This is a genomic window from Hohaiivirga grylli (assembly GCF_039655745.1).
GTDB lineage: Bacteria > Pseudomonadota > Alphaproteobacteria > Rhizobiales > Beijerinckiaceae > Hohaiivirga > Hohaiivirga grylli.
The window spans coordinates 478,380-497,494 of the sequence record NZ_JBBYXI010000002.1; the positions used below are offsets into that span (position 1 = coordinate 478,380).

17 protein-coding genes and 1 tRNA gene are annotated in these 19,115 nt (G+C 48.7%); 10 read left to right on the forward strand and 8 right to left on the reverse strand.

Going from position 1 to position 19,115, the window contains the following annotated elements; translation table 11 throughout:
• The first annotated feature begins 66 nt into the window (after nt 1-66).
• Together clpA and WJT86_RS06620 are read left to right on the forward strand one after the other, a co-directional pair.
• Nucleotides 67-2,535 (forward strand): ATP-dependent Clp protease ATP-binding subunit ClpA, encoded by a 2,469-nt coding sequence (clpA, locus tag WJT86_RS06615; RefSeq protein WP_346336741.1) that lies wholly within the window; start codon nt 67-69, stop codon nt 2,533-2,535.
• Entirely contained in the window at nt 2,532-3,149 is a 618-nt protein-coding gene (locus WJT86_RS06620; protein WP_346336742.1) for a hypothetical protein, read from the forward strand. The genes clpA and WJT86_RS06620 overlap by 4 nt, the downstream gene beginning before the upstream one ends.
• Nucleotides 3,150-3,185: 36 nt before the next feature.
• Here WJT86_RS06620 and WJT86_RS06625 read toward each other — a convergent pair whose 3' ends face one another.
• Nucleotides 3,186-3,650 carry a RidA family protein gene (locus tag WJT86_RS06625; protein ID WP_346336743.1) on the reverse strand — a complete coding sequence of 155 codons (465 nt, stop codon included), beginning with the start codon at nt 3,648-3,650 and terminating at the stop codon, nt 3,186-3,188.
• A 278-nt stretch (nt 3,651-3,928) separates the two neighbouring features.
• Between WJT86_RS06625 and WJT86_RS06630 the strand changes: the two genes are divergently transcribed.
• The gene (locus WJT86_RS06630; RefSeq protein ID WP_346336744.1) at nt 3,929-4,687 is read left to right on the forward strand and encodes an EipB family protein; all 759 of its coding nucleotides are present in this window, start codon (nt 3,929-3,931) and stop codon (nt 4,685-4,687) included.
• 1 nt (nt 4,688) lies between these two features.
• Here the strand turns inward: WJT86_RS06630 and WJT86_RS06635 are convergent, their stop codons facing one another.
• Both WJT86_RS06635 and WJT86_RS06640 read right to left on the reverse strand, forming a co-directional pair.
• Complete coding sequence (locus tag WJT86_RS06635; RefSeq protein ID WP_346336745.1) at nt 4,689-5,966, reverse strand: DNA polymerase IV; 1,278 nt, start codon at nt 5,964-5,966, stop codon at nt 4,689-4,691.
• A 6-nt stretch (nt 5,967-5,972) separates the two neighbouring features.
• Entirely contained in the window at nt 5,973-6,239 is a 267-nt protein-coding gene (locus tag WJT86_RS06640; protein ID WP_346336747.1) for a DUF3572 domain-containing protein, read from the reverse strand.
• 165 nt (nt 6,240-6,404) lie between these two features.
• Between WJT86_RS06640 and WJT86_RS06645 the strand changes: the two genes are divergently transcribed.
• Nucleotides 6,405-6,782 (forward strand): response regulator, encoded by a 378-nt coding sequence (locus WJT86_RS06645; RefSeq protein ID WP_346336749.1) that lies wholly within the window; start codon nt 6,405-6,407, stop codon nt 6,780-6,782.
• 325 nt (nt 6,783-7,107) lie between these two features.
• The gene (locus tag WJT86_RS06650; protein WP_346336751.1) at nt 7,108-7,575 is read left to right on the forward strand and encodes a GNAT family N-acetyltransferase; all 468 of its coding nucleotides are present in this window, start codon (nt 7,108-7,110) and stop codon (nt 7,573-7,575) included.
• A 51-nt stretch (nt 7,576-7,626) separates the two neighbouring features.
• Here the strand turns inward: WJT86_RS06650 and rpmG are convergent, their stop codons facing one another.
• The 5 genes from rpmG to WJT86_RS06675 all read right to left on the reverse strand — a co-directional run bounded on the left by rpmG (nt 7,627) and on the right by WJT86_RS06675 (nt 12,979).
• Nucleotides 7,627-7,794, reverse strand: a complete 168-nt coding sequence (rpmG, locus tag WJT86_RS06655) for a 50S ribosomal protein L33 (protein ID WP_346336753.1) — start codon at nt 7,792-7,794, stop codon at nt 7,627-7,629.
• Nucleotides 7,795-7,984: 190 nt separating this feature from the next.
• The gene (locus WJT86_RS06660; protein WP_346336754.1) at nt 7,985-8,755 is read right to left on the reverse strand and encodes an NUDIX hydrolase; all 771 of its coding nucleotides are present in this window, start codon (nt 8,753-8,755) and stop codon (nt 7,985-7,987) included.
• Nucleotides 8,752-11,088 carry a ribonuclease R gene (rnr, locus tag WJT86_RS06665; RefSeq protein WP_407066917.1) on the reverse strand — a complete coding sequence of 779 codons (2,337 nt, stop codon included), beginning with the start codon at nt 11,086-11,088 and terminating at the stop codon, nt 8,752-8,754. The genes WJT86_RS06660 and rnr overlap by 4 nt, the downstream gene beginning before the upstream one ends.
• 73 nt (nt 11,089-11,161) lie before the next feature.
• Nucleotides 11,162-12,571: a type I glutamate--ammonia ligase gene (gene glnA, locus WJT86_RS06670; protein WP_346336756.1), complete on the reverse strand. Its 1,410-nt coding sequence runs from the start codon at nt 12,569-12,571 to the stop codon at nt 11,162-11,164.
• 69 nt (nt 12,572-12,640) lie between these two features.
• Nucleotides 12,641-12,979, reverse strand: a complete 339-nt coding sequence (locus tag WJT86_RS06675) for a P-II family nitrogen regulator (protein WP_346337062.1) — start codon at nt 12,977-12,979, stop codon at nt 12,641-12,643.
• Nucleotides 12,980-13,165: 186 nt separating this feature from the next.
• Here WJT86_RS06675 and WJT86_RS06680 point away from each other — a divergent pair, with 186 nt between their 5' ends.
• The 5 genes from WJT86_RS06680 to clpX all read left to right on the forward strand — a co-directional run bounded on the left by WJT86_RS06680 (nt 13,166) and on the right by clpX (nt 18,934).
• Nucleotides 13,166-14,683: an NAD(P)H-hydrate dehydratase gene (locus tag WJT86_RS06680; RefSeq protein ID WP_346336757.1), complete on the forward strand. Its 1,518-nt coding sequence runs from the start codon at nt 13,166-13,168 to the stop codon at nt 14,681-14,683.
• A gap of 284 nt (nt 14,684-14,967) precedes the next feature.
• Nucleotides 14,968-15,052, forward strand: a tRNA-Leu gene (locus tag WJT86_RS06685).
• 118 nt (nt 15,053-15,170) lie between these two features.
• Nucleotides 15,171-16,646, forward strand: coding sequence for a trigger factor (tig, locus tag WJT86_RS06690; protein ID WP_346336758.1), 1,476 nt, complete (start codon nt 15,171-15,173; stop codon nt 16,644-16,646).
• A 101-nt stretch (nt 16,647-16,747) separates the two neighbouring features.
• Nucleotides 16,748-17,368: an ATP-dependent Clp protease proteolytic subunit gene (locus WJT86_RS06695; RefSeq protein ID WP_346336759.1), complete on the forward strand. Its 621-nt coding sequence runs from the start codon at nt 16,748-16,750 to the stop codon at nt 17,366-17,368.
• A gap of 297 nt (nt 17,369-17,665) precedes the next feature.
• A complete protein-coding gene (clpX, locus tag WJT86_RS06700; RefSeq protein ID WP_346336760.1) occupies nt 17,666-18,934 on the forward strand; it encodes an ATP-dependent Clp protease ATP-binding subunit ClpX in 1,269 nt (422 codons plus the stop codon).
• The last annotated feature ends 181 nt before the right edge of the window (nt 18,935-19,115 follow it).

Below are 19,115 nucleotides of genomic sequence, written 5' to 3' on the forward strand. Positions count from 1 at the left end.
TCTAATAGCCTCCGAAGGGTTGTTCTGCTCCTTCAGCTATTGTCACCTCATACAGGGATAAAGTTCATGCCGAGTTTCTCACGCAGCCTAGAAAAAGCGCTCCATCGCGCTCTGGCCATTGCCGGGCAGCGGCGGCACGAGTATGCCACGTTGGAGCATCTGTTATTGTCTTTGATCGATGATACGGACGCAGCAGCTGTTATGCGCGCCTGTAATGTTGATCTCGACGTTCTGCGACGCAGCCTGACGGAGTATATCGATACAGAACTCATCAGTCTGATCACGGAAGTGCACCATGAAGCCAAGCCCACGGCAGGTTTTCAGCGTGTTATCCAGCGAGCCGTCATTCACGTCCAGTCATCGGGCCGTGAAGAGGTAACAGGTGCAAACGTTCTGGTTGCATTATTTGCTGAACGTGAAAGCCACGCGGCTTATTTCCTGCAGGAGCAGGATATGACCCGTTATGATGCGGTCAATTACATCAGTCATGGTATTGCGAAGCGCCCGGGCCTTTCCGATAACCGTCCGCCACGAGGTGTTGACGAAGAAGCTCCAGAGCTTGGCTCTGCCCATACCGACGAAGGCGAGGGTGGAGCTTCCAAGAAAAAGGATGCTTTGTCGTCTTATTGTGTGAACCTTAACCAGAAGGCTCGTGAAGGTAAGATTGATCCGCTTATTGGTCGTCAGCAGGAAGTTATGCGGACCATTCAGGTGCTTTGCCGCCGCCATAAGAATAACCCGCTTCTGGTTGGTGATCCGGGTGTTGGCAAAACCGCTATTGCTGAAGGTCTGGCCCGTAAGATTGTTCTCGGTGATGTCCCCGAAGTGCTGGCTGGCTCAACGGTGTTCGCTCTTGATATGGGCGTTCTGCTGGCTGGGACACGTTATCGTGGGGATTTTGAAGAGCGCCTGAAGCAGGTTGTGACTGAAATTGAGGCGCATCCGAATGCCATTCTGTTTATTGATGAAATCCATACAGTAATCGGAGCTGGTGCAACATCCGGCGGCTCTATGGATGCTTCAAACCTTCTCAAGCCTGCTCTTGCTCAGGGAACCCTGCGGTGTATCGGGTCGACGACCTATAAGGAATATCGCCAGTATTTCGAAAAGGATCGTGCTCTTGTTCGTCGCTTCCAGAAGATTGATGTCAATGAGCCGTCTGTTGCGGATACCATTGAAATTCTTAAAGGTCTGAAACCTTATTTCGAAGAGTTTCATAAGCTGCGCTTTACGAATGAAGCCGTGAAGGCTGCGGTTGAGCTTTCAGCGCGCTACATTACTGACAGAAAGCTGCCCGATAAGGCAATTGATGTCCTCGATGAAAGCGGTGCCTTCCAGATGCTGCAGCCGGAGGGTAAGCGTCGCAAGACAATTGGCGTTAAAGAGATTGAGGCAACAGTTGCATCAATCGCCCGCATTCCGCCCAAGAGTGTGTCGAAAGATGACAGTATCGTACTGTCCAATCTGCAGACAAGCCTGAAGCGGATTGTTTATGGTCAGGATCAGGCTATTGATGCCCTGAGCTCGGCTATTAAACTGGCCCGGGCAGGATTGCGTGATCAGGATAAGCCAATTGGTTCTTACCTGTTTGCGGGTCCAACGGGTGTCGGTAAGACAGAGGTTGCCAAGCAGTTGGCCAAGACTCTTGGCGTGGAACTGCTCCGCTTTGATATGTCTGAATATATGGAACGGCATACCGTAAGCCGCCTGATAGGTGCACCTCCCGGTTATGTCGGTTTTGATCAGGGTGGCCTGCTGACGGATGGCGTTGACCAGCATCCGCATTGTGTTCTGTTGCTTGACGAAATTGAAAAGGCCCACCCGGATCTTTTCAATATCCTGCTGCAGATCATGGATAATGGACGTCTGACAGATCATAACGGCAAGCAGATTGATTTCCGTAATGTCATTCTCATCATGACAACCAATGCTGGTGCTGCTGATCTTGTTCGCCCGGCATTTGGCTTCACACGACAGAAGCGTGAAGGTGATGATACGGAAGCAATCAATCGTTTATTCTCGCCAGAGTTCCGGAACCGTCTTGATGCCATCATTTCCTTCTCGCATCTGCAGAAGGAAGTTGTGGCTCAGGTTGTCGATAAATTCATTGCACAGCTTGAAATGCAGATGGCTGATCGTAATGCCATGATCGAACTCTCTGATGAGGCACGTAGCTGGCTTGTCGAGCATGGTTATGATGAAGCTATGGGTGCCCGTCCTATGGGACGCCTGATTCAGAGTGCCATTAAAACTCCTCTTGCTGAAGAGCTTCTGTTCGGTCGTCTCAAGAATGGTGGTATTGTTAAGGTCATCGTTGAAAAAGACGAAAACGGCCTTGCAAAGCTTGCATTCGAATATCCTGACGATGGCTCTGTTAGCCCAAAGACAAAGGGCAATGTTGAGGATAGCGGCAATAAAAGCGGAAAAAATAAATCTCGGGACTATACGAAAACATCTAAGGTCGTTAAGTCGAAGGGATCAGATGAGAAGGGTGATGGAGCTGGATCCGGACCCAAATTACCGGTGCGTGTATGACGAATCCTAAAGACGTATCTGGAGAGACCTCTCCAGATACGGAAATTAAGAAGACAAAGCCAGCTTCTGCTAAAGATGGGAAAGTAGAGGCGGGCACGCTTACGGCTGAAACCGGTAAGGCTTCAGGGCATTTTACGGCACAGCCAAACATGACATTTAATCAACAGGTCAGTCTGAATAGTGATGACGGTCAGGAAGCTGATTTGAGTGATCCTATGGCGCGCCTGAGTGAGATTGTTTCCCAGGTACAGGTTGAGCCAGAAAAAACATTGGATAGCACTGTTGCAGCACCTGAAGTTGTGGCTGGGGATAGAACAGCTGCGCCTGCGCCGCAGGTGGCCGAAAAGCCTGCAAAGAAGTCTTTCTGGGAAAAGCGGAAAGAAAAGAAACTGGCGAACAAGGCTTTGCAGGACAGCTTTAAGCATCGGACTGCCAAAGAAAAGCGCTGGCTGCGCCGCCGCCGGCGTGTCTGGTTTGAAGAGCTTTTAGGTTGGATTTTTGTACCGTTGATTCTTATCGGTATTTATTATGCTGCACTTGGGATTATTGCCCTTATGGGCACAACGCCAGAGGCGTTGATCAGTGGCTTTAAACTGATACTCAGCCACTTCTGATAAAAAGGGGAGCTAAGCTCCCCTTTATTTTTAAGTTCAGGCTTTTATTTCAAAGAGAGCCTCAACTTCAACCGCGGCATCAAGTGGAAGTTCTGCAACGCCAACGGTTGAGCGGGCGTGTTTACCCTGATCTCCAAACACCTCAACCATCAGGTCCGATGCGCCATTCATGACATAGGCGAGATCTGCAAATGCCGGGTCTGAATTGATGAAGCCACCGAGGCGAATGCATTGTGCAACGTTATCCAGGCTTCCGGCTGCTGCCTTCAGTTGTGCCAAGACATTTATTGCACAGTAACGGGCAGCCTCCTTGGCTTCTTCCTTGGAGACTGAAGCACCCACTTTACCGGTATGGGAGAGTTTTCCTGCGTTCAGGCACAGTTGTCCTGAAATAATGACCTGATTTCCGCTTCTGATAAAGCCAACATAATTGGCAACAGGGGCTGCAGGTGTTGGAAGGGTGATATTCAATTCTGCAAGGCGCTGTTCTATTTTAGACATGGAAATTCCCGTCAAACTATCTAGTTAAAGTAAAATGCTGCCTGCTGATAAAGCGGGCTTCATGAGTGTGAGGTATATTTGAAGTAACGAATGTTACAGACAATTGCCAGATTGCAAACTAAGTTAAAATGCTTAGTCTCAGGTTAAACATAGAGAGCCACCTCTGAGCGTCAAGCGAGGAATACATGCGTATCATTAGCCTAGTATCAGGGGTAAGTACTTCTGTCTGTTTCTTGTTCTTAACCAGTGCGTATGCGGCACCGACGGCTGTCGGCTCAGTGCCTTTTGCATCATACCGCGCTGTTTATGATCTTCGTATTGATGAGACCTCTGAGAATAAGGGGATTGAAGGCATCAATGGAAGACTGGTCTATGAGCAGACCGGTAATGCTTGTGAGGGCTTCGTGTTCAATGCCCGGCAGGTTGTAACGATTCAGACTGAGAATGGTCAGAGCACTATTGATTCATCGAACAGCTCTTTTGAGAGTGGTGATGGCAAGACGCTCAGGTTTAAAAATCAGAGCAAAGCCAATAATCGTATTATCGAAGAAACTGCAGGTGAGGCTATTATTGTCGATGGCAATGAGCTACAGGTTCGCCTGAGTAAACCTGAAAAAGAACAGATTCAGGAAAAAGGTGAGATTTCCCTTCCAACATCTTGGGAAAGAAAGCTTATCAGCTCTGCTCTCAACGGTGTAAAGCTTGTTTCATCAAAAATTTATGATGGCACAGATGATGGTAAGACCAGTTTTGAAACGTTTGCTATTATCGGCAAACGTATAGAACCGGGTGAGGGTGAGGTTGAAGAGGCTGCACGGGTGCCTGAGTTACAGAAACTTGCCCGCTGGCCGATTAAGACAACCTATTTTAAGCAGGATGCCGAGAGTGTCGGTGAGCGCGTGCCATCTTACGCCATATCTGCTGAAGTCTATGAAAACGGCATCAATCGCAATGTGATAATCAACTATAGCGATTTTTCAGTTAAAGCAGAATTGAAGGAACTGAAATTCCTGCCTGTTCAGAGTTGTAATCCTTAAATCAGGAACGCCTGAGGGAAATCCCTTTCTTGATGGCATTTGCTCCGAATTTTTGGCGTAGACTATCAATGGCACCTTCCATCTGGGCGGTTTTAATAACTGTTGTATCGGCCAGATCACCCTGATCAGCCTCTGTTGGGTCACATAGTTCTGTTGCTCCAACACCAATCAAACGATAGGCGCGAGGTTTTTCGCATTCCTTTTTAAGGATTTGACGCGCGACATCAAAAATACGGGCAGCAAGCTGTGTTGGTGGCAACCCAGATCGAACACGGCTGATTGTCTGGAACTTGTTGTCTTTGAGCTTCAATGTGACGCTGGTTGTTGCAAAACCTGCATGCTTCATGCGCTGTGAGACTTTTTCAGACAAGCGCCACAGGATGGTTTCCAGCTCTTCATATGAAGAAATATCAGTCTCGAAAGTTGTTTCATTGGAGATGCTTTTAACTTCATGGACTGGTTCTACGCGTCGTTTGTCTTCACCACGAGAGAGTGCCAGAAGACGCAGGACATCGTTACCAATGGCGCCGGCAAGTTTGTCGAGAGGGGCAAGCTGAATCTGTTTTATTTTTGTAATGCCAATTTTGGCCAGACGTTCCTGAGCGGCAGGGCCAACGCCATAAATAATGCCGACCGGCTTATCTGCCAGAAATGATACAGCTTCTTCCCGTGTAATAACCGAAAAGCCGCGAGGCTTCTCCAAATCCGAAGCAACTTTGGCAAGAAACTTGTTGTATGAGAGGCCAACAGAAACCGTGAGGTTGAGCTCATTCTCAATTCGTCTTGCAAGTTTGGCCAGTGTCAGGGCGGGGATACCATGGTGTAAGCGCTCGGTACCGGAGAGATCAAGAAAGGCCTCGTCAATGGAAAGTGGTTCCACAAGGGGTGTCAATTCCAGCATCATCTGGCGGATTTCCCGGCTGACAACTTTGTACTTGTCGATATTGGGCGGGACAACAACAGCTTCCGGGCAGAGCTGCCGAGCCTTGAACATCGGCATGGCAGAGCGGACACCGCGAATGCGCGCCAAATAACATGCTGTTGAGACGACACCTCTTTTTCCGCCACCAATAATGACGGGCTTGTTCATGATTTCCGGATTGTCTCTTTTTTCAATTGATGCGTAGAAAGCGTCGCAATCAATGTGAGCGATTGAGAGTGTTTCAAGACCCTGATGTTTAAGAAGGCGAGGAGAGCCGCAGTGAGAACAGCGTGTTTCTTCATCCGTCTTACAGACGGTCAGGCAATCCCGACAGAAGAAAGCAGAGGCTGTTGTCATTTCAGTTTATTCAAAGTGTTCCGGTGGAGAGAGACGTTGCTGTGCGGCAATAATGCTTTCCGGCTTTTCTCCAATTTCCGCCGCTATTGCGAGTAACAGTGGCTCGTCAGAAGCAATGTAGTCGTAAAGGGCAATCCAGAACTCTTTTCTTCTGGTTGCTTCCCGGATTGTATCTGCTCGTAAGCCTGTCATATCGATAAAACGCCCTAAACGCTCCGGGTCGATCGCAAGAGCATTTAAAATTTTGAGAGCAATATCATCAGGTTCGACCATAAAATCCTCTTTGGTAAACATTGCTTAGGCACGTTTGCGGTATTGTCTGTTGTTCTGCGTAAAATCGCTTACAATAGGATTGTAGCATAATACCAGATTAGCGCAGGCTTATGTGAGAGCTTGTTCTATGTTAAATTTTAAAAGTTCAGTTTGCGGAGCTAATGTATGAAAAAGACAGTTCTCATCGTTGAAGATAATGAGCTTAATATGAAGCTCTTCAACGACCTACTGCAAGCTCATGGGTATAATACCCTGCAAACTGCCCATGGTCTGGAGGCAATGGATCTGGCGCGTGAGCATAAGCCAGATCTGATCCTTATGGATATTCAGTTGCCGGAAGTCTCGGGGCTAGAGGTCACACGTTGGCTGAAGCAGGATGATGAACTTAAGTCTATCCCTGTGATTGCCGTTACAGCTTTTGCAATGAAGGGCGATGAGGAAAAAATCCGTGAAGGTGGCTGTGAAGCCTATCTTTCCAAGCCAATCTCAATTGCCAAGTTCCTCGAAACTGTAAAGACATATCTGGAAGCCAAAGACGTCTGAGATACGATATCTCGTAGGCAGCTGTCTTCCAGCACTGTTGATTCGCACAAGATATGCTTGTCTTTCCTGAATAACCGCCGTATTGTACAAGCTCTGGAGTATAACTCCTACGGTTTCGAATAGTCCCGGTTGCTCAGGTCCGCCGCATCTCCTGGGTATAAGGACTCGCTGGCTGGAAGTTACTATGCCTCCTCATAAGTGCTTCCAGCCAGACACTTTCTCTCCTCATTATATTTCTGATCATTTGTTCCTGTGAATGGCAGTTGGCTTTTCGCAAGGTGTAGCGCAATATGATGCGTGTTCTTGATTTTGAATGGTGGGGATTGTGACGCTTTCCAATAAAAATATTTCTATCCGCTTAGCTCATCGGGATGATCTTGAGGCGCTTGTTCACCTCTTTGCAGAAGATGAGTTTAACCAGAGTGATCGCTGGACAGAGGAAAGTGCTCCAGCTTATTACGCCGCTTTTGAAAAGGTGCAGGTTAGCGAGAACAGCAATCTCTACTCCGTTCTCATCGATGGTGAGATTGTTGGCACTTTCACGTTGGTATTCATTCCTGTTATTTTTGGTGGTGGTGCACATCGTGTTGTTCTTGAAGGTGTGCATGTTTCTCAACATCACCGCTCAGCCGGGATTGGGCGTATTATTTTGGAGTTCACTGAAAAGCACGCCAAAGAGCAGGGTGCAAAATCTGTTGCCCTGACATCAAAGAAAGTCAGAATACGGGCTCATGGTTTCTATGAGAAGAATGGCTATCTCAAGAGCCATGAAGGTTTTCGGAAGCAGCTCTGACCAATAAAAAACCCCGCTGAAAAGCGGGGTTTTGAATAACGTACCGAAATCTTACTTGATTTTGGTTTCTTTGAACTCAACGTGCTTCTTAGCAACTGGGTCGTACTTCTTGAAGCTCAGCTTTTCAGTCTGAGTACGGGAGTTCTTCTTTGTGACATAGAAATACCCGGTGTCAGCGGTGGAAGCGAGCTTCACTTTAATTGTTACGGCTTTAGCCATGGTCGGATCCTCATCAATGATTTCCCTTAGCTTTTAAGGCTTTCGGGAATATCAAAGCCGGGAAGACCCCGGCCATATAAAAACTGCCGGGAACACCCGACCGAAATTCTCTGAGCACTCAATGCCCAATTCTGGCGCAAACGTCAAGGGTTTCCGCAATAACTCCAGAAAAATTCTTCACAATCTGATCCTAAATCAGCTCCCGAACCGCTTTTCTGTGCTTCACATGATAGAACGGAATAGGCAGGAGCTCGGATAAACCGCCTGAAATGCGCTGTTTCAATTCCTGAAGAATGGTTTTTGTAATCATATAGGTGTCGAGGTCTTCTGCCTCTTTGAGTGGAACCCATACAAGCTCTGTCAGTTCCTCGTCAGGGCCAACGAAACCGCTGTGTTCTTCGGCTATGGCCTTGCGGTCAACGATGAAGAAGCGAGTATCAAATCTTTTCAGCAATCCTGGAGGGGTAATGGCTCTGGCAACGAATGAGAGTTGTTCAATGTCGGGGAAGACGCCAGCTTCCTCAAATTTCTTCCAGATGGAATCTGCCGGGGCATCCGGGGCACCGTAATCTTTGCTACCCAGCATAATGCCGGTTTCTTCATAGGTTTCACGAATGGCGGAAAGGGCGAGGGCGCGACATCTGTTGGAGGATGGCCGTGAGACACAAGTCTGCAATGCACGCTCTGTCCGGGATGATAAGGCACCCATAACAGGCATACGCCTGTCAGCTGGTTCAACACTGCCGCCGGGAAATACGAATTTACCGGGCATGAAGCGCTGATTGGGGCTTCTGCGCCCCATCAGCACCTTTGGTGAGCGGTTGCTCTTATCCAGAATAATCAGTGATGCAGAATCACGGGGGCTGATGCGCGGTGTATTTCCTGAAGGAGAATACTTCGCTTCTTTCGTCATGAAGTTGAGAAAGCTGTCAGTTGAAACACGCGCAGTTTTCTTTGTCACTGTTTCCTCCGTTTGCTTTTGGGTGGCTTATGGGCCTTCTTGTTTTTCTTGTTGTCTTTAACTTTCAGGCGTCTGCCTTTGATCTTCCCATTAAACTTGCCGTCTGAGAGAAGCTCAAACCGCAAGGCCCCTGCAATAGGTGCGGCTTCTACAAGTTTAACCTCAACAGCATCGCCCAGGCGGTAGGTTTCACCTGTGCGATCACCAATCAGGGCATGCTGCTTCTCATCATACCGATAATAATCAGCCCCAACCGTTGCTGCAGGAATGAAACCATCCGCACCCGTATCATCAAGCTTGACGAAAAGCCCGGACTTGGTAACCCCTGAAACCTGTCCACGGAAGGTTGCGCCAATCTTATCTGAAAGGAAATGGGCAATCAGTCTATCAATCGTTTCGCGCTCAGCTGTCATCGCGCGGCGCTCTGAAACAGAGATGCTTGCTGCAACTTCAGCCAGTTGCTCGCGTGTCTGCGAAGCTGGGACCCCGTCTTTACCAAGTTTCAGAGCTGAGATCAGGGCCCGGTGAACGGTCAAATCCGCATAACGGCGAATAGGTGAGGTGAAATGGGCGTAGCGGCGCAGGTTCAGCCCGAAGTGACCATAATTATCGACGGAGTATTCAGCCTGCGCCTGACTGCGCAGAACGACTTCGTTGATAAAGAGGCGATGTTCTGAGTTTGCCAAAGCACTCAGGATGCCATTGAACATGGAAGGTCTGATACCGCCCTGACGTGGCATTTTAAGACCAATGGAACCAAGTACGTCCGAAAGTGCCCGAAGCTTTTCAATCGAAGGCTCATCGTGAACACGGTAGATAACATCATACCGTTCCTTCTCAAGGCTTTCAGCCGCACAGACGTTAGCCAGAATCATAAATTCTTCGATAAGTTTATGGGCATCCAGACGTTCAGGTACAAAGACCCGGTCAATTGTCCCGTCCGGCTTTAGAATGAGTTTACGCTCCGGCAGGTCAAGATTAAGTGGTGAACGCTGATCGCGTGCCTTACAAGCGGCTCCATATGCAGCCCAGAGCGGTTTCAGAACATTATCAAGTAATGGGCCGGTTATATCATCCGGTTTGCCATCAATGGCCGCCTGAGCCTGCACATAGGAAAGCTTGGCGGCAGAGCTGATCATAACACGGTGAAAACTGTGGCTGCGTTTCTTGCCGTCCGCTCCGAGTATCATTCTGACAGCAAGGGCAGGGCGGGCCTCATTGGGGCGTAATGAGCACAGATCGTTTGAAATACGTTCTGGCAGCATTGGGACGACGCGATCGGGAAAGTAAACCGAGTTGCCACGCTTTAAAGCTTCACGGTCTAATGCTGTACCGGGCTTTACATAAGCGGCCACATCAGCAATCGCGACCGTTACAATATAACCGCCTGGATTATCGGGGGAAGGGTCTGCTTCTGCATAAACCGCGTCATCGTGATCTTTGGCATCTGGCGGGTCAATTGTGATGATTGGCATTTTGCGCCAGTCTTCACGGCCTGCCATGGTTACCTGTGTTGCTTCATCTGCCTCTGCAAGAACCTGATCCGGGAAAACATAAGGAATATCATGCGAATGGAGGGCAATCAGGCTGATAGCGCGCTCACTTTTGATTGTTCCGTGTTTTTCTTTGATTTTAGCCTGTTGTGCGCCAAAGCGCCCTGTCTTGCTAAGGGTGATGCTGACCAGATCGCCATCTTTCGCGCTTTCTGAGCCTTCTTCGACTTTGACCGTTAGCTCGCCTCCACGGGCTTTTTTATCCACTGGCACAAATCGTAACGTACCATCGGGATGCTCACGGATAATACCGAGTGTCTGTGCTTTGTTTTTGCCAATTGTTTTCACGAGACGGCCACCATAAACATTGGCACCTTCTTCTCGCAGCGGTTCTACGCGCAGGACGACCTGATCGCCGATGCCCGGCATACGTAAGCCAGGGCGGGGCTTTCGGGGAAGTGTGACGATAATCTTGGGAGGCGTTCCTTGCTCTTCAGTCCATTCGACTGGCTGTGCAATAAGCTCGCCGTCTTTGTCCCTGCCTGTAATTTCTGCGATGACAGTTGAGGTTAAACGCCCTTTTGCGTTCAGCTTTTTATGGCGTCTGTCGACAATACCTTGGTATTCCAGCTCTTTAAGCATCTGCTTAAGCCAGATTCGATCTCCCGCATGTATATTAAAAGCACGCGCAATCTCGCGCTTTCCGAGTTTGGCAGAGCCATTCTCTTTGATGAATGCAACAATTTCCTCTTTAGATGGCAAGGAGGCGTGTTTGGCTGGTGCTCTGCTGGTTTTTTTGATCACAAATATCTCGGGAAAGCTTGGGAGTAATAACCCCATATATCGTTATATTGCGTAAAAAGAAAAGGCCGGAGCTTTTGGCACCGGCCTTTTACTGATTTATCTGCTGGAATTAGCAGGAGTAATACATTGAGAACTCAACCGGATGCGGGGTGTGTTCGAAGCGGATGACTTCTTCCATCTTCAGTGCAATGAAGCTGTCGATGAATTCATCTGTGAACACGCCACCTGTCTTGAGGAAGCTACGATTTTTGTCGAGACAGACCAGAGCTTCGCGCAAGGATGCACAAACAGTTGGGATCTTTTTCAGTTCACGTGGCGGCAGATCATAAAGATCCTTGTCCATAGCTGAACCTGGGTCGATCTTGTTGAGAATGCCATCGAGACCAGCCATCGTCAGTGCAGCAAAGCAGAGATATGGGTTGGCTGTTGGATCAGGGAAGCGAATTTCAACGCGCTTGGCCTTTGGCGATGTTGTCCAAGGAATACGGCAGGAAGCAGAGCGGTTGCGGGCTGAATAGGCCAGCAGAACAGGTGCTTCAAAGCCCGGAACAAGGCGCTTGTAGGAGTTCGTTGATGGGTTCGTGAAGGCATTGATTGCCTTGGCATGCTTAATGATGCCGCCGATGTACCACAGGGCTTCCTGTGAAAGGTCGGCATATTTGTTGCCGGCGAAGACTGGCTTGCCGTCTTTCCAGATAGACTGGTGGACGTGCATGCCAGAACCGTTATCACCATAAACAGGCTTTGGCATAAAGGTTGCCGACTTGCCGTAGGACTGAGCGACATTGTGGATGCAGTACTTATAAATCTGCATGTGATCGCCCATGGTGACCATGGTGTCGAACTTCATACCAAGCTCGTGCTGGGCAGAAGCCACTTCATGGTGGTGCTTTTCGGTCGTGAGACCCATAGCAGCCATGGCAGCCAGCATTTCGGAACGCATATCCTGTCCTGAATCCAGAGGAGGAACCGGGAAGTAACCCTTCTTCATCGGGATGCGGTGGCCGAGGTTGCCGCCTTCATAAGCTGTGTCACCATTGGTTGGCAGTTCGGTGGCATCAAGCTTGAAGCCTGTGTTGTAAGGGTCTGACTGGAAGCGGACATCGTCAAATACGAAGAACTCTGCTTCCGGACCAATGAACATTGTGTCACCGATACCTGTCGACTTCAGGAAGGCTTCTGCCTTCTTGGCAATACCACGCGGATCGCGTGAGTATGGCTCACCTGTTGATGGCTCAAGGATGTCACAGACAATGGACATGGTTGGTGCGGCAAAGAATGGATCCATGATCGCAGTTGCCGGATCAGGCATCAGAACCATGTCGGATTCATTGATGGCTTTCCAGCCAGCAATAGAGGAACCATCGAACATGGTTCCATCAGCGAAAAGTTCCTCATCAACCATGTTGGAATCAAACGTAACGTGCTGCCACTTGCCCTGAGGGTCAGTAAAGCGGAAGTCAACAAACTTAACGTCATTCTCTTTGATATATGCAAGGACGTCCTTGGCAGTCTTCATTTTCAAAAGTCCTCTGTTGAGAAACTCCGGTTTTCGAAGCGGAGATGTAAAGGAGATGAGGAGGGAGGATCAGATGGCATCAGCGCCGGTTTCACCGGTTCTGATACGGATGACTTCTTCTACTGGGGAAATAAAAATTTTGCCGTCACCAATGCGGCCTGTCTGGGCTGCCTTGCGGATGGCTTCAATAGCTGGCTCTACCATGTCATCTGGCAGCACAAGCTCAATTTTTACCTTTGGAAGAAAATCGACAACATATTCGGCGCCCCGATAAAGCTCCGTGTGGCCTTTTTGTCGACCAAAGCCCTTGGCTTCAATAACTGTAATACCCTGTACGCCCGCTTCCTGAAGGGCTTCCTTCACCTCATCGAGCTTGAAGGGCTTGATAATGGCTTCGATTTTTTTCATGAGTAACCCTGTCCTGTTCAAAGTAATCTGCGAACCGGCAAGTAGGAGCGCATAAGTTGTGTTAACATCACGTATGACCGGATGGAACTGGCAAAAAGGCTCTTCTGCTGGTCGTTTAGGCATTGACTGCCTAAATATTGTGCATTTACGATTTGGCTTTGGCAATGCAGTCTTTCGGAGGTCATTATGAGTCTAGGCGAAAAGGCGAATAACGTCGCATTTTCCAGTATGCTCCTCAGTGTCGCATCTATGCGAAAGGCTGATGAATTAACGATTTCTTACGGGGCGCCCGGCATTGAATTAATGGAGCAGGCTGGGCGTGGTGTTGCCGAAAAAATTATGCAAATTTTTCCCACGCATACCAAAGTCTTAGTGGTGTGTGGTCCTGGGAATAATGGCGGTGATGGATTTATCGCAGCCAGAATCCTTCTTGAGAATAGCTATAACGTTATGGTTGCTCTTCTCGGTGTGGCCGATGACCTGAAAGGTGATGCGGCTGAGGCAGCAGAGCGTTGGGCTGAGCCCATGTTCTCGGTTGGTGAAATTAATCTTGAAGAGTTTGATGTTGTCATTGATGCGCTGTTTGGAGCTGGTCTCAATCGTCCATTGGATGGAGAAGCCTTAGATATTGTTGAACGTATCAATGCTGCCGGTAAGGTCATTGTATCTGTCGATATCCCAAGTGGTATTTCCGGTGATACGGGAGCAATTTCTGGTGAAGCTGTCCGGGCGACACATACGGTAACATTTGCCGCATATAAGCCGGGACACTTTCTCTATCCGGGGGCCGCTTATGTCGGGGAGCTCTCGGTTGTTGATATTGGTATCAGTCCCCAAACCATTGAACAGGTTCATGAAGGATTATTTGCCAACGGTCCCGGATTTTGGCAGGAGGCTCTGCCACAACTGGAGTATGGCAGTCATAAATATACGCGCGGGCATGCTCTTGTACTCTCTGGCGGTATAACGGCAACAGGTGCTGCAAGGCTGGCGGCGCGTGGGGCCTTGCGTATAGGGGCAGGGCTGGTGACAATTGCTGCTCCGCCCGTATCGGTGCCAATTCATGCCTCGCAGCTGACGGCAATCATGCTCCGCGAAATGGCAAGTGTTGATGATCTTAACGGAATTATTGCTGACAAGCGTTTTAATGCTGTCGTGCTCGGCCCAGCCTTAGGTGTCGGCAATGGGACGCAGGAGCTTGTTGCGGCAGTTGTCAAAGCCGGACGGCCAATAGTCCTTGATGCGGATGCCCTGACAAGCTTTGCCGGATCGCTGGATACACTTGCTCGCTTAACAGAGAAAACAGATACGGTTGTTACACCGCACGAAGGTGAGTTCTTTAGATTATTCAATAATGAAAATGAAATTCTTAAAGGGTTTTCTAAAATAGAACGGGCGAAATTTGCAGCCAATTATCTAAAGGCAACGGTTGTACTGAAAGGCGCTGATACGATTATTGCGGCCCCGGATGGCCGTGTCTGTATCAACACGAATGGCACACCACTATTGGCAACGGCTGGTACAGGTGATGTTTTGGCCGGGATGATTGGTGGACTGCTTGCGCAGGGAATGTCCTCATTCGAGGCTGCTTCTGCTGCTGTCTGGCTGCACGCGGAGGCCGCGCGCAACTTTGGGCCAGGACTTATTGCAGAGGATGTTCCGGAAATGCTGCCAACGGTTCTGCACAAATGGCACGTTTCCTGAAGAATTAAGGTACGGTTTTGTTAAAACTGTCGAAAACTAAAAGGAAAAAGGCTTATTTTGTGAATTATACAAAGGCCTGAAGGTTGCTTTCTCTGAATAGCTGGATTACAGGGACAACCAGTTGTAAGATAAAGAGTTGAAAGCATCTTGCTGTTTCACTTCTGATTGGTGATGTTCATCTTTCCGGAAAGAAAGGGCAGGATGGGGATAACTTTTTTAGTGCATCGGGCTTCTGTCGTGGTATAGACCCGGTTATCCCGTTTGGGAAAAGATCGTCTGAGTGAGCGGGCGTGGCGAAATTGGTAGACGCGCTGGATTTAGGTTCCAGTGACGAAAGTCATGGGGGTTCAAGTCCCTCCGCCCGCACCACGGCATTTTTGCCACTTGGGTATTCTGGGCCACCTCCTTGTCGCAAGACTAAGTTGATGGTTTGGCGCTGGAGTGTTCAGGTTCTTGTTATTCGAACGAATGAAAGCGGATTATTAAAATGCAGGTGACGGAAACACTGTCCCAGGGTTTGAAGCGTGAATACAAAGTTGTTCTCCCAGTCAAGGAACTGGAGACACGTCTTTCCAGCGAACTGGAAACTCTGAAAGGCCGCGTGCGTATTAATGGCTTCCGCCCAGGTAAGGTTCCGGCTGGTCACCTCCGTCGGCTTTATGGGCGTTCGGTCATGGCTGACGTTGTTCAGAACATGGTCAACGAAGCTAACCAGAAGATCGTTGGCGACAATAATCTGAAGCTGGCTCTTGAGCCACAGATCAAGTTCCCAGAAGATCAGGGTGAGATTGAAAAGGTTATGGATGCTAAGGCAGACCTTTCCTACACCGTTTCCCTTGAAGTTCTTCCGGTTTTTGAACTCGTTGACCTTAAAGGCACAAAGCTGAACCGTCAGGTTGCAGAAGTTGATGCTAAGGAAATCGACGAAACAATTTCCCGTATGTCCAAGCAGAACCGTACCTTCGAAACCAAGAAGGGTAAGGCTGCTGAGGGCGACCGCGTCATCATTGATTTCGTTGGTAAGCTCGACGGCGTAGAATTCGAAGGTGGCAAGGGTGAGGCCGTTCCGGTTGAACTCGGTTCCAATACCTTCATTCCAGGTTTTGAAGAACAGCTCGTTGGCGTTAAGGCTGATGATGAAAAGGTTCTGAAAGTTACATTCCCAGCTGAATATCAGGCTGCTCACCTTGCTGGCAAAGACGCCGAATTCGACGTCAAGGTCAAGGAAGTTCAGGCTGGTAAAGAAGGCAAGGCCGATGATGAAATGGCTAAAGCTTTCGGCATGGAATCCCTTGATAAGCTCAAGGACGCGATTCGTGAGACAATTCAGCGCGATTACGATGCCCAGTCCCGCCGTAAGGTGAAGAAAGAGCTTCTTGACGTTCTGGATAGCAAGTATTCGTTCGATCTGCCTCCAACACTGGTTGATCAGGAATTTGCAGGCGTCTGGGCTCAGGTTGAAGCTGATCTGAAGGCCGCTAACCGCACATTCGCTGATGAAGGTACGACAGAGGAAGAAGCTCGCGCTGAATACCGTCGTATTTCCGAACGTCGCGTACGTCTTGGACTGGTTCTCGCCAAGATGGGCGAAGATGCCAATGTCCAGATCGCTGACGATGAAGTCACGCAGGCTCTGGTTGAGCGTGCTCGCCAGTTCCCTGGTCAGGAACGTGCCGTCTGGGATTACTATACAAAGAATCCACAGGCTATGGCTGAAATCCGTGCGCCTCTGTTTGAAGAAAAGGTTGTTGATCTTCTTCTTGAGCAGGCCAAGATCACAGACCAGAAGGTCTCTCGTGATGAGCTCTTTGCTGATGAAGAGCAGGACGACAAGCCAAAGGCAAAGGCTTCTAAAGCCAAGAAGGCTGACGATAAGCCTAAGGCTGAAGCCAAGAAAGAGGCTAAGCCTGCTGCTGAAAAGGCACCTGCAAAGAAAGCCAAGGTTACTAAAGCCAAGGAATAAAATTCTTGTCCCGTTGGCGGGCGCAAGATTGCAGTCTAAAATAAAGTTGTTTCTGATTCGGCCGGGTATGTTACCCGGCCGAATCTTTGTAGGAGAAAGATATGAGAGATCCAGTCGCTACTTATAATGCGCTTGTTCCGTACGTTATTGAGCAGTCATCGCGCGGAGAGCGGCAGTTCGATATCTATTCCCGTCTCCTGAGAGAGCGCATCATCTTTCTGACAGGTCAGGTTGATGATTACTCCGCTTCGTTGATTGTCGCCCAGCTTCTGTTTCTTGAAGCCGATAATCCAAAGAAAGAAATCTCATTTTATATCAACTCTCCGGGTGGCGTCGTAACCTCTGGTATGTCGATCTACGATACGATGCAGTTCATTCGGTGTCCGGTATCGACACTGTGTGTTGGTCAGGCCGTTTCCATGGGCTCACTACTTTTGACTGCAGGTGAGGCTGGTATGCGCTTCTCCCTGCCAAACTCACGCATCATGGTTCATCAGCCTTCTGGTGGCTTCCAGGGGCAGGTAACAGACATCATGATTCATGCGCGCGAAAGTGAAGCATTGAAGAGACGTCTGAATGAGATTTATGTGAAGCATACCGGGCAGGAGCTTTCCAAGGTTGAAGAGGCGCTTGATCGCGATAACTTCATGTCCCCGGAAGCTGCTAAGGATTTTGGCCTGATCGACCAGGTCATTGAAAAACGTCCTGAAACTAAGGAATAAAAGAAATCTTGCCATAGAACTGCCATGAGCCTGTATTATTAACGGCTCATGGCGTGTAAAATGACTTAAATCGCATTGCTTGAACGTAATTTTAATAATTACAGGCTTTTTTAGTTCTGCTTCATGAATTTTGAAGTATGGGCATTTTGCCCATCGATAATAATGTGTAGTAAAAAGTGGCTTGCGTCTTTAAAAAGCTGATTCCACAATACAAGGCTAAATCTGTCAGAAGTCATGAATGTATGGTTCATATTGTGAAGCAGTTCATGGGTTTTAATAGTTTTTCGGAGAGAAGATATGACCAAGGCTGGCAATAACGAAACAAAGAGCACTCTGTATTGCTCTTTTTGTGGCAAGAGCCAGCATGAGGTTCGTAAGCTGATTGCCGGCCCAACAGTGTTCATCTGTGATGAATGCGTTGAGCTGTGTATGGATATTATCCGCGAAGAAACCAAGTCTTCTCTTGTTAAGTCCGATGAAGGTGTGCCGACACCTAAGGAAATTCGTGGCGTCCTCGATGATTATGTCATTGGTCAGGATACTGCGAAGAAGGTTCTTTCTGTCGCTGTTCACAACCACTATAAGCGGTTGGCTCATGCTTCCAAGAATAGTGACGTTGAACTCTCCAAATCGAATATTCTGCTGATTGGGCCAACAGGTTCGGGTAAAACGCTGCTGGCGCAGACGCTTGCGCGCATTCTCGATGTTCCCTTTACAATGGCTGATGCCACAACTCTGACAGAGGCCGGTTACGTCGGTGAAGATGTCGAGAATATCATTCTGAAGCTTCTTCAGGCTTCCGATTACAATGTCGAACGCGCACAGCGTGGCATTGTATATATCGACGAAATCGACAAGATTTCCCGCAAATCAGATAATCCATCCATTACACGCGATGTTTCTGGTGAAGGTGTCCAGCAGGCATTGCTGAAGATCATGGAAGGAACGGTTGCTTCTGTTCCGCCTCAGGGTGGTCGTAAGCATCCTCAGCAGGAATTCCTGCAGGTTGATACAACCAATATCCTCTTTATCTGTGGTGGTGCGTTTGCTGGTCTTGAGCGCATTATCTCCCAAAGGGGGCAGGGTACATCTATCGGCTTTAATGCATCTGTTCAGGCTCCCGATGATCGCCGCACCGGTGAGATTTTCCGCGAAGTTGAGCCAGAAGATTTGCTGAAGTTCGGTTTGATCCCCGAGTTCGTTGGTCGTCTGCCAGTATTGGCAACCCTTGAAGATTTGGACGAGGCTGCTCTTGTCACAATCCTCAAGGAGCCTAAGAACGCTCTGGTTAAACAGTATCAGCGCCTGTTCGAAATGGAAAAGGTCGATCTGACATTCCAGGATGAAGCGCTCAGCATGATTGCCCGTAAGGCCATTGAACGCCGTACAGGTGCCCGCGGTCTGCGCTCCATTATGGAAGGCATCCTTCTGGAAACAATGTATGATCTTCCAGGCCTTGATTCTGTCGAGCAGGTTGTCATTGGTCCCGAGGTCGTTGAAGGAAAGGCTAAGCCCCTTTTCATTCATGGCGATCGGAAAGATGACAGTTCCTCCGCAACAGCTTAATAACTGCAAGCAGATATTTGCTTATTTTTATAGTGATTTGCGATTGTCTGCTCTTCGCGTATATTGCTGCGCTTGAAATTCAGAATATGAAGCGCCACTTAGTATGATGCGTAGCTATGTATGCTCATCTCAAGAGGTGCGAACTACGTACCGGAGGCAATTCCTCAGCCTTGACCTGTTG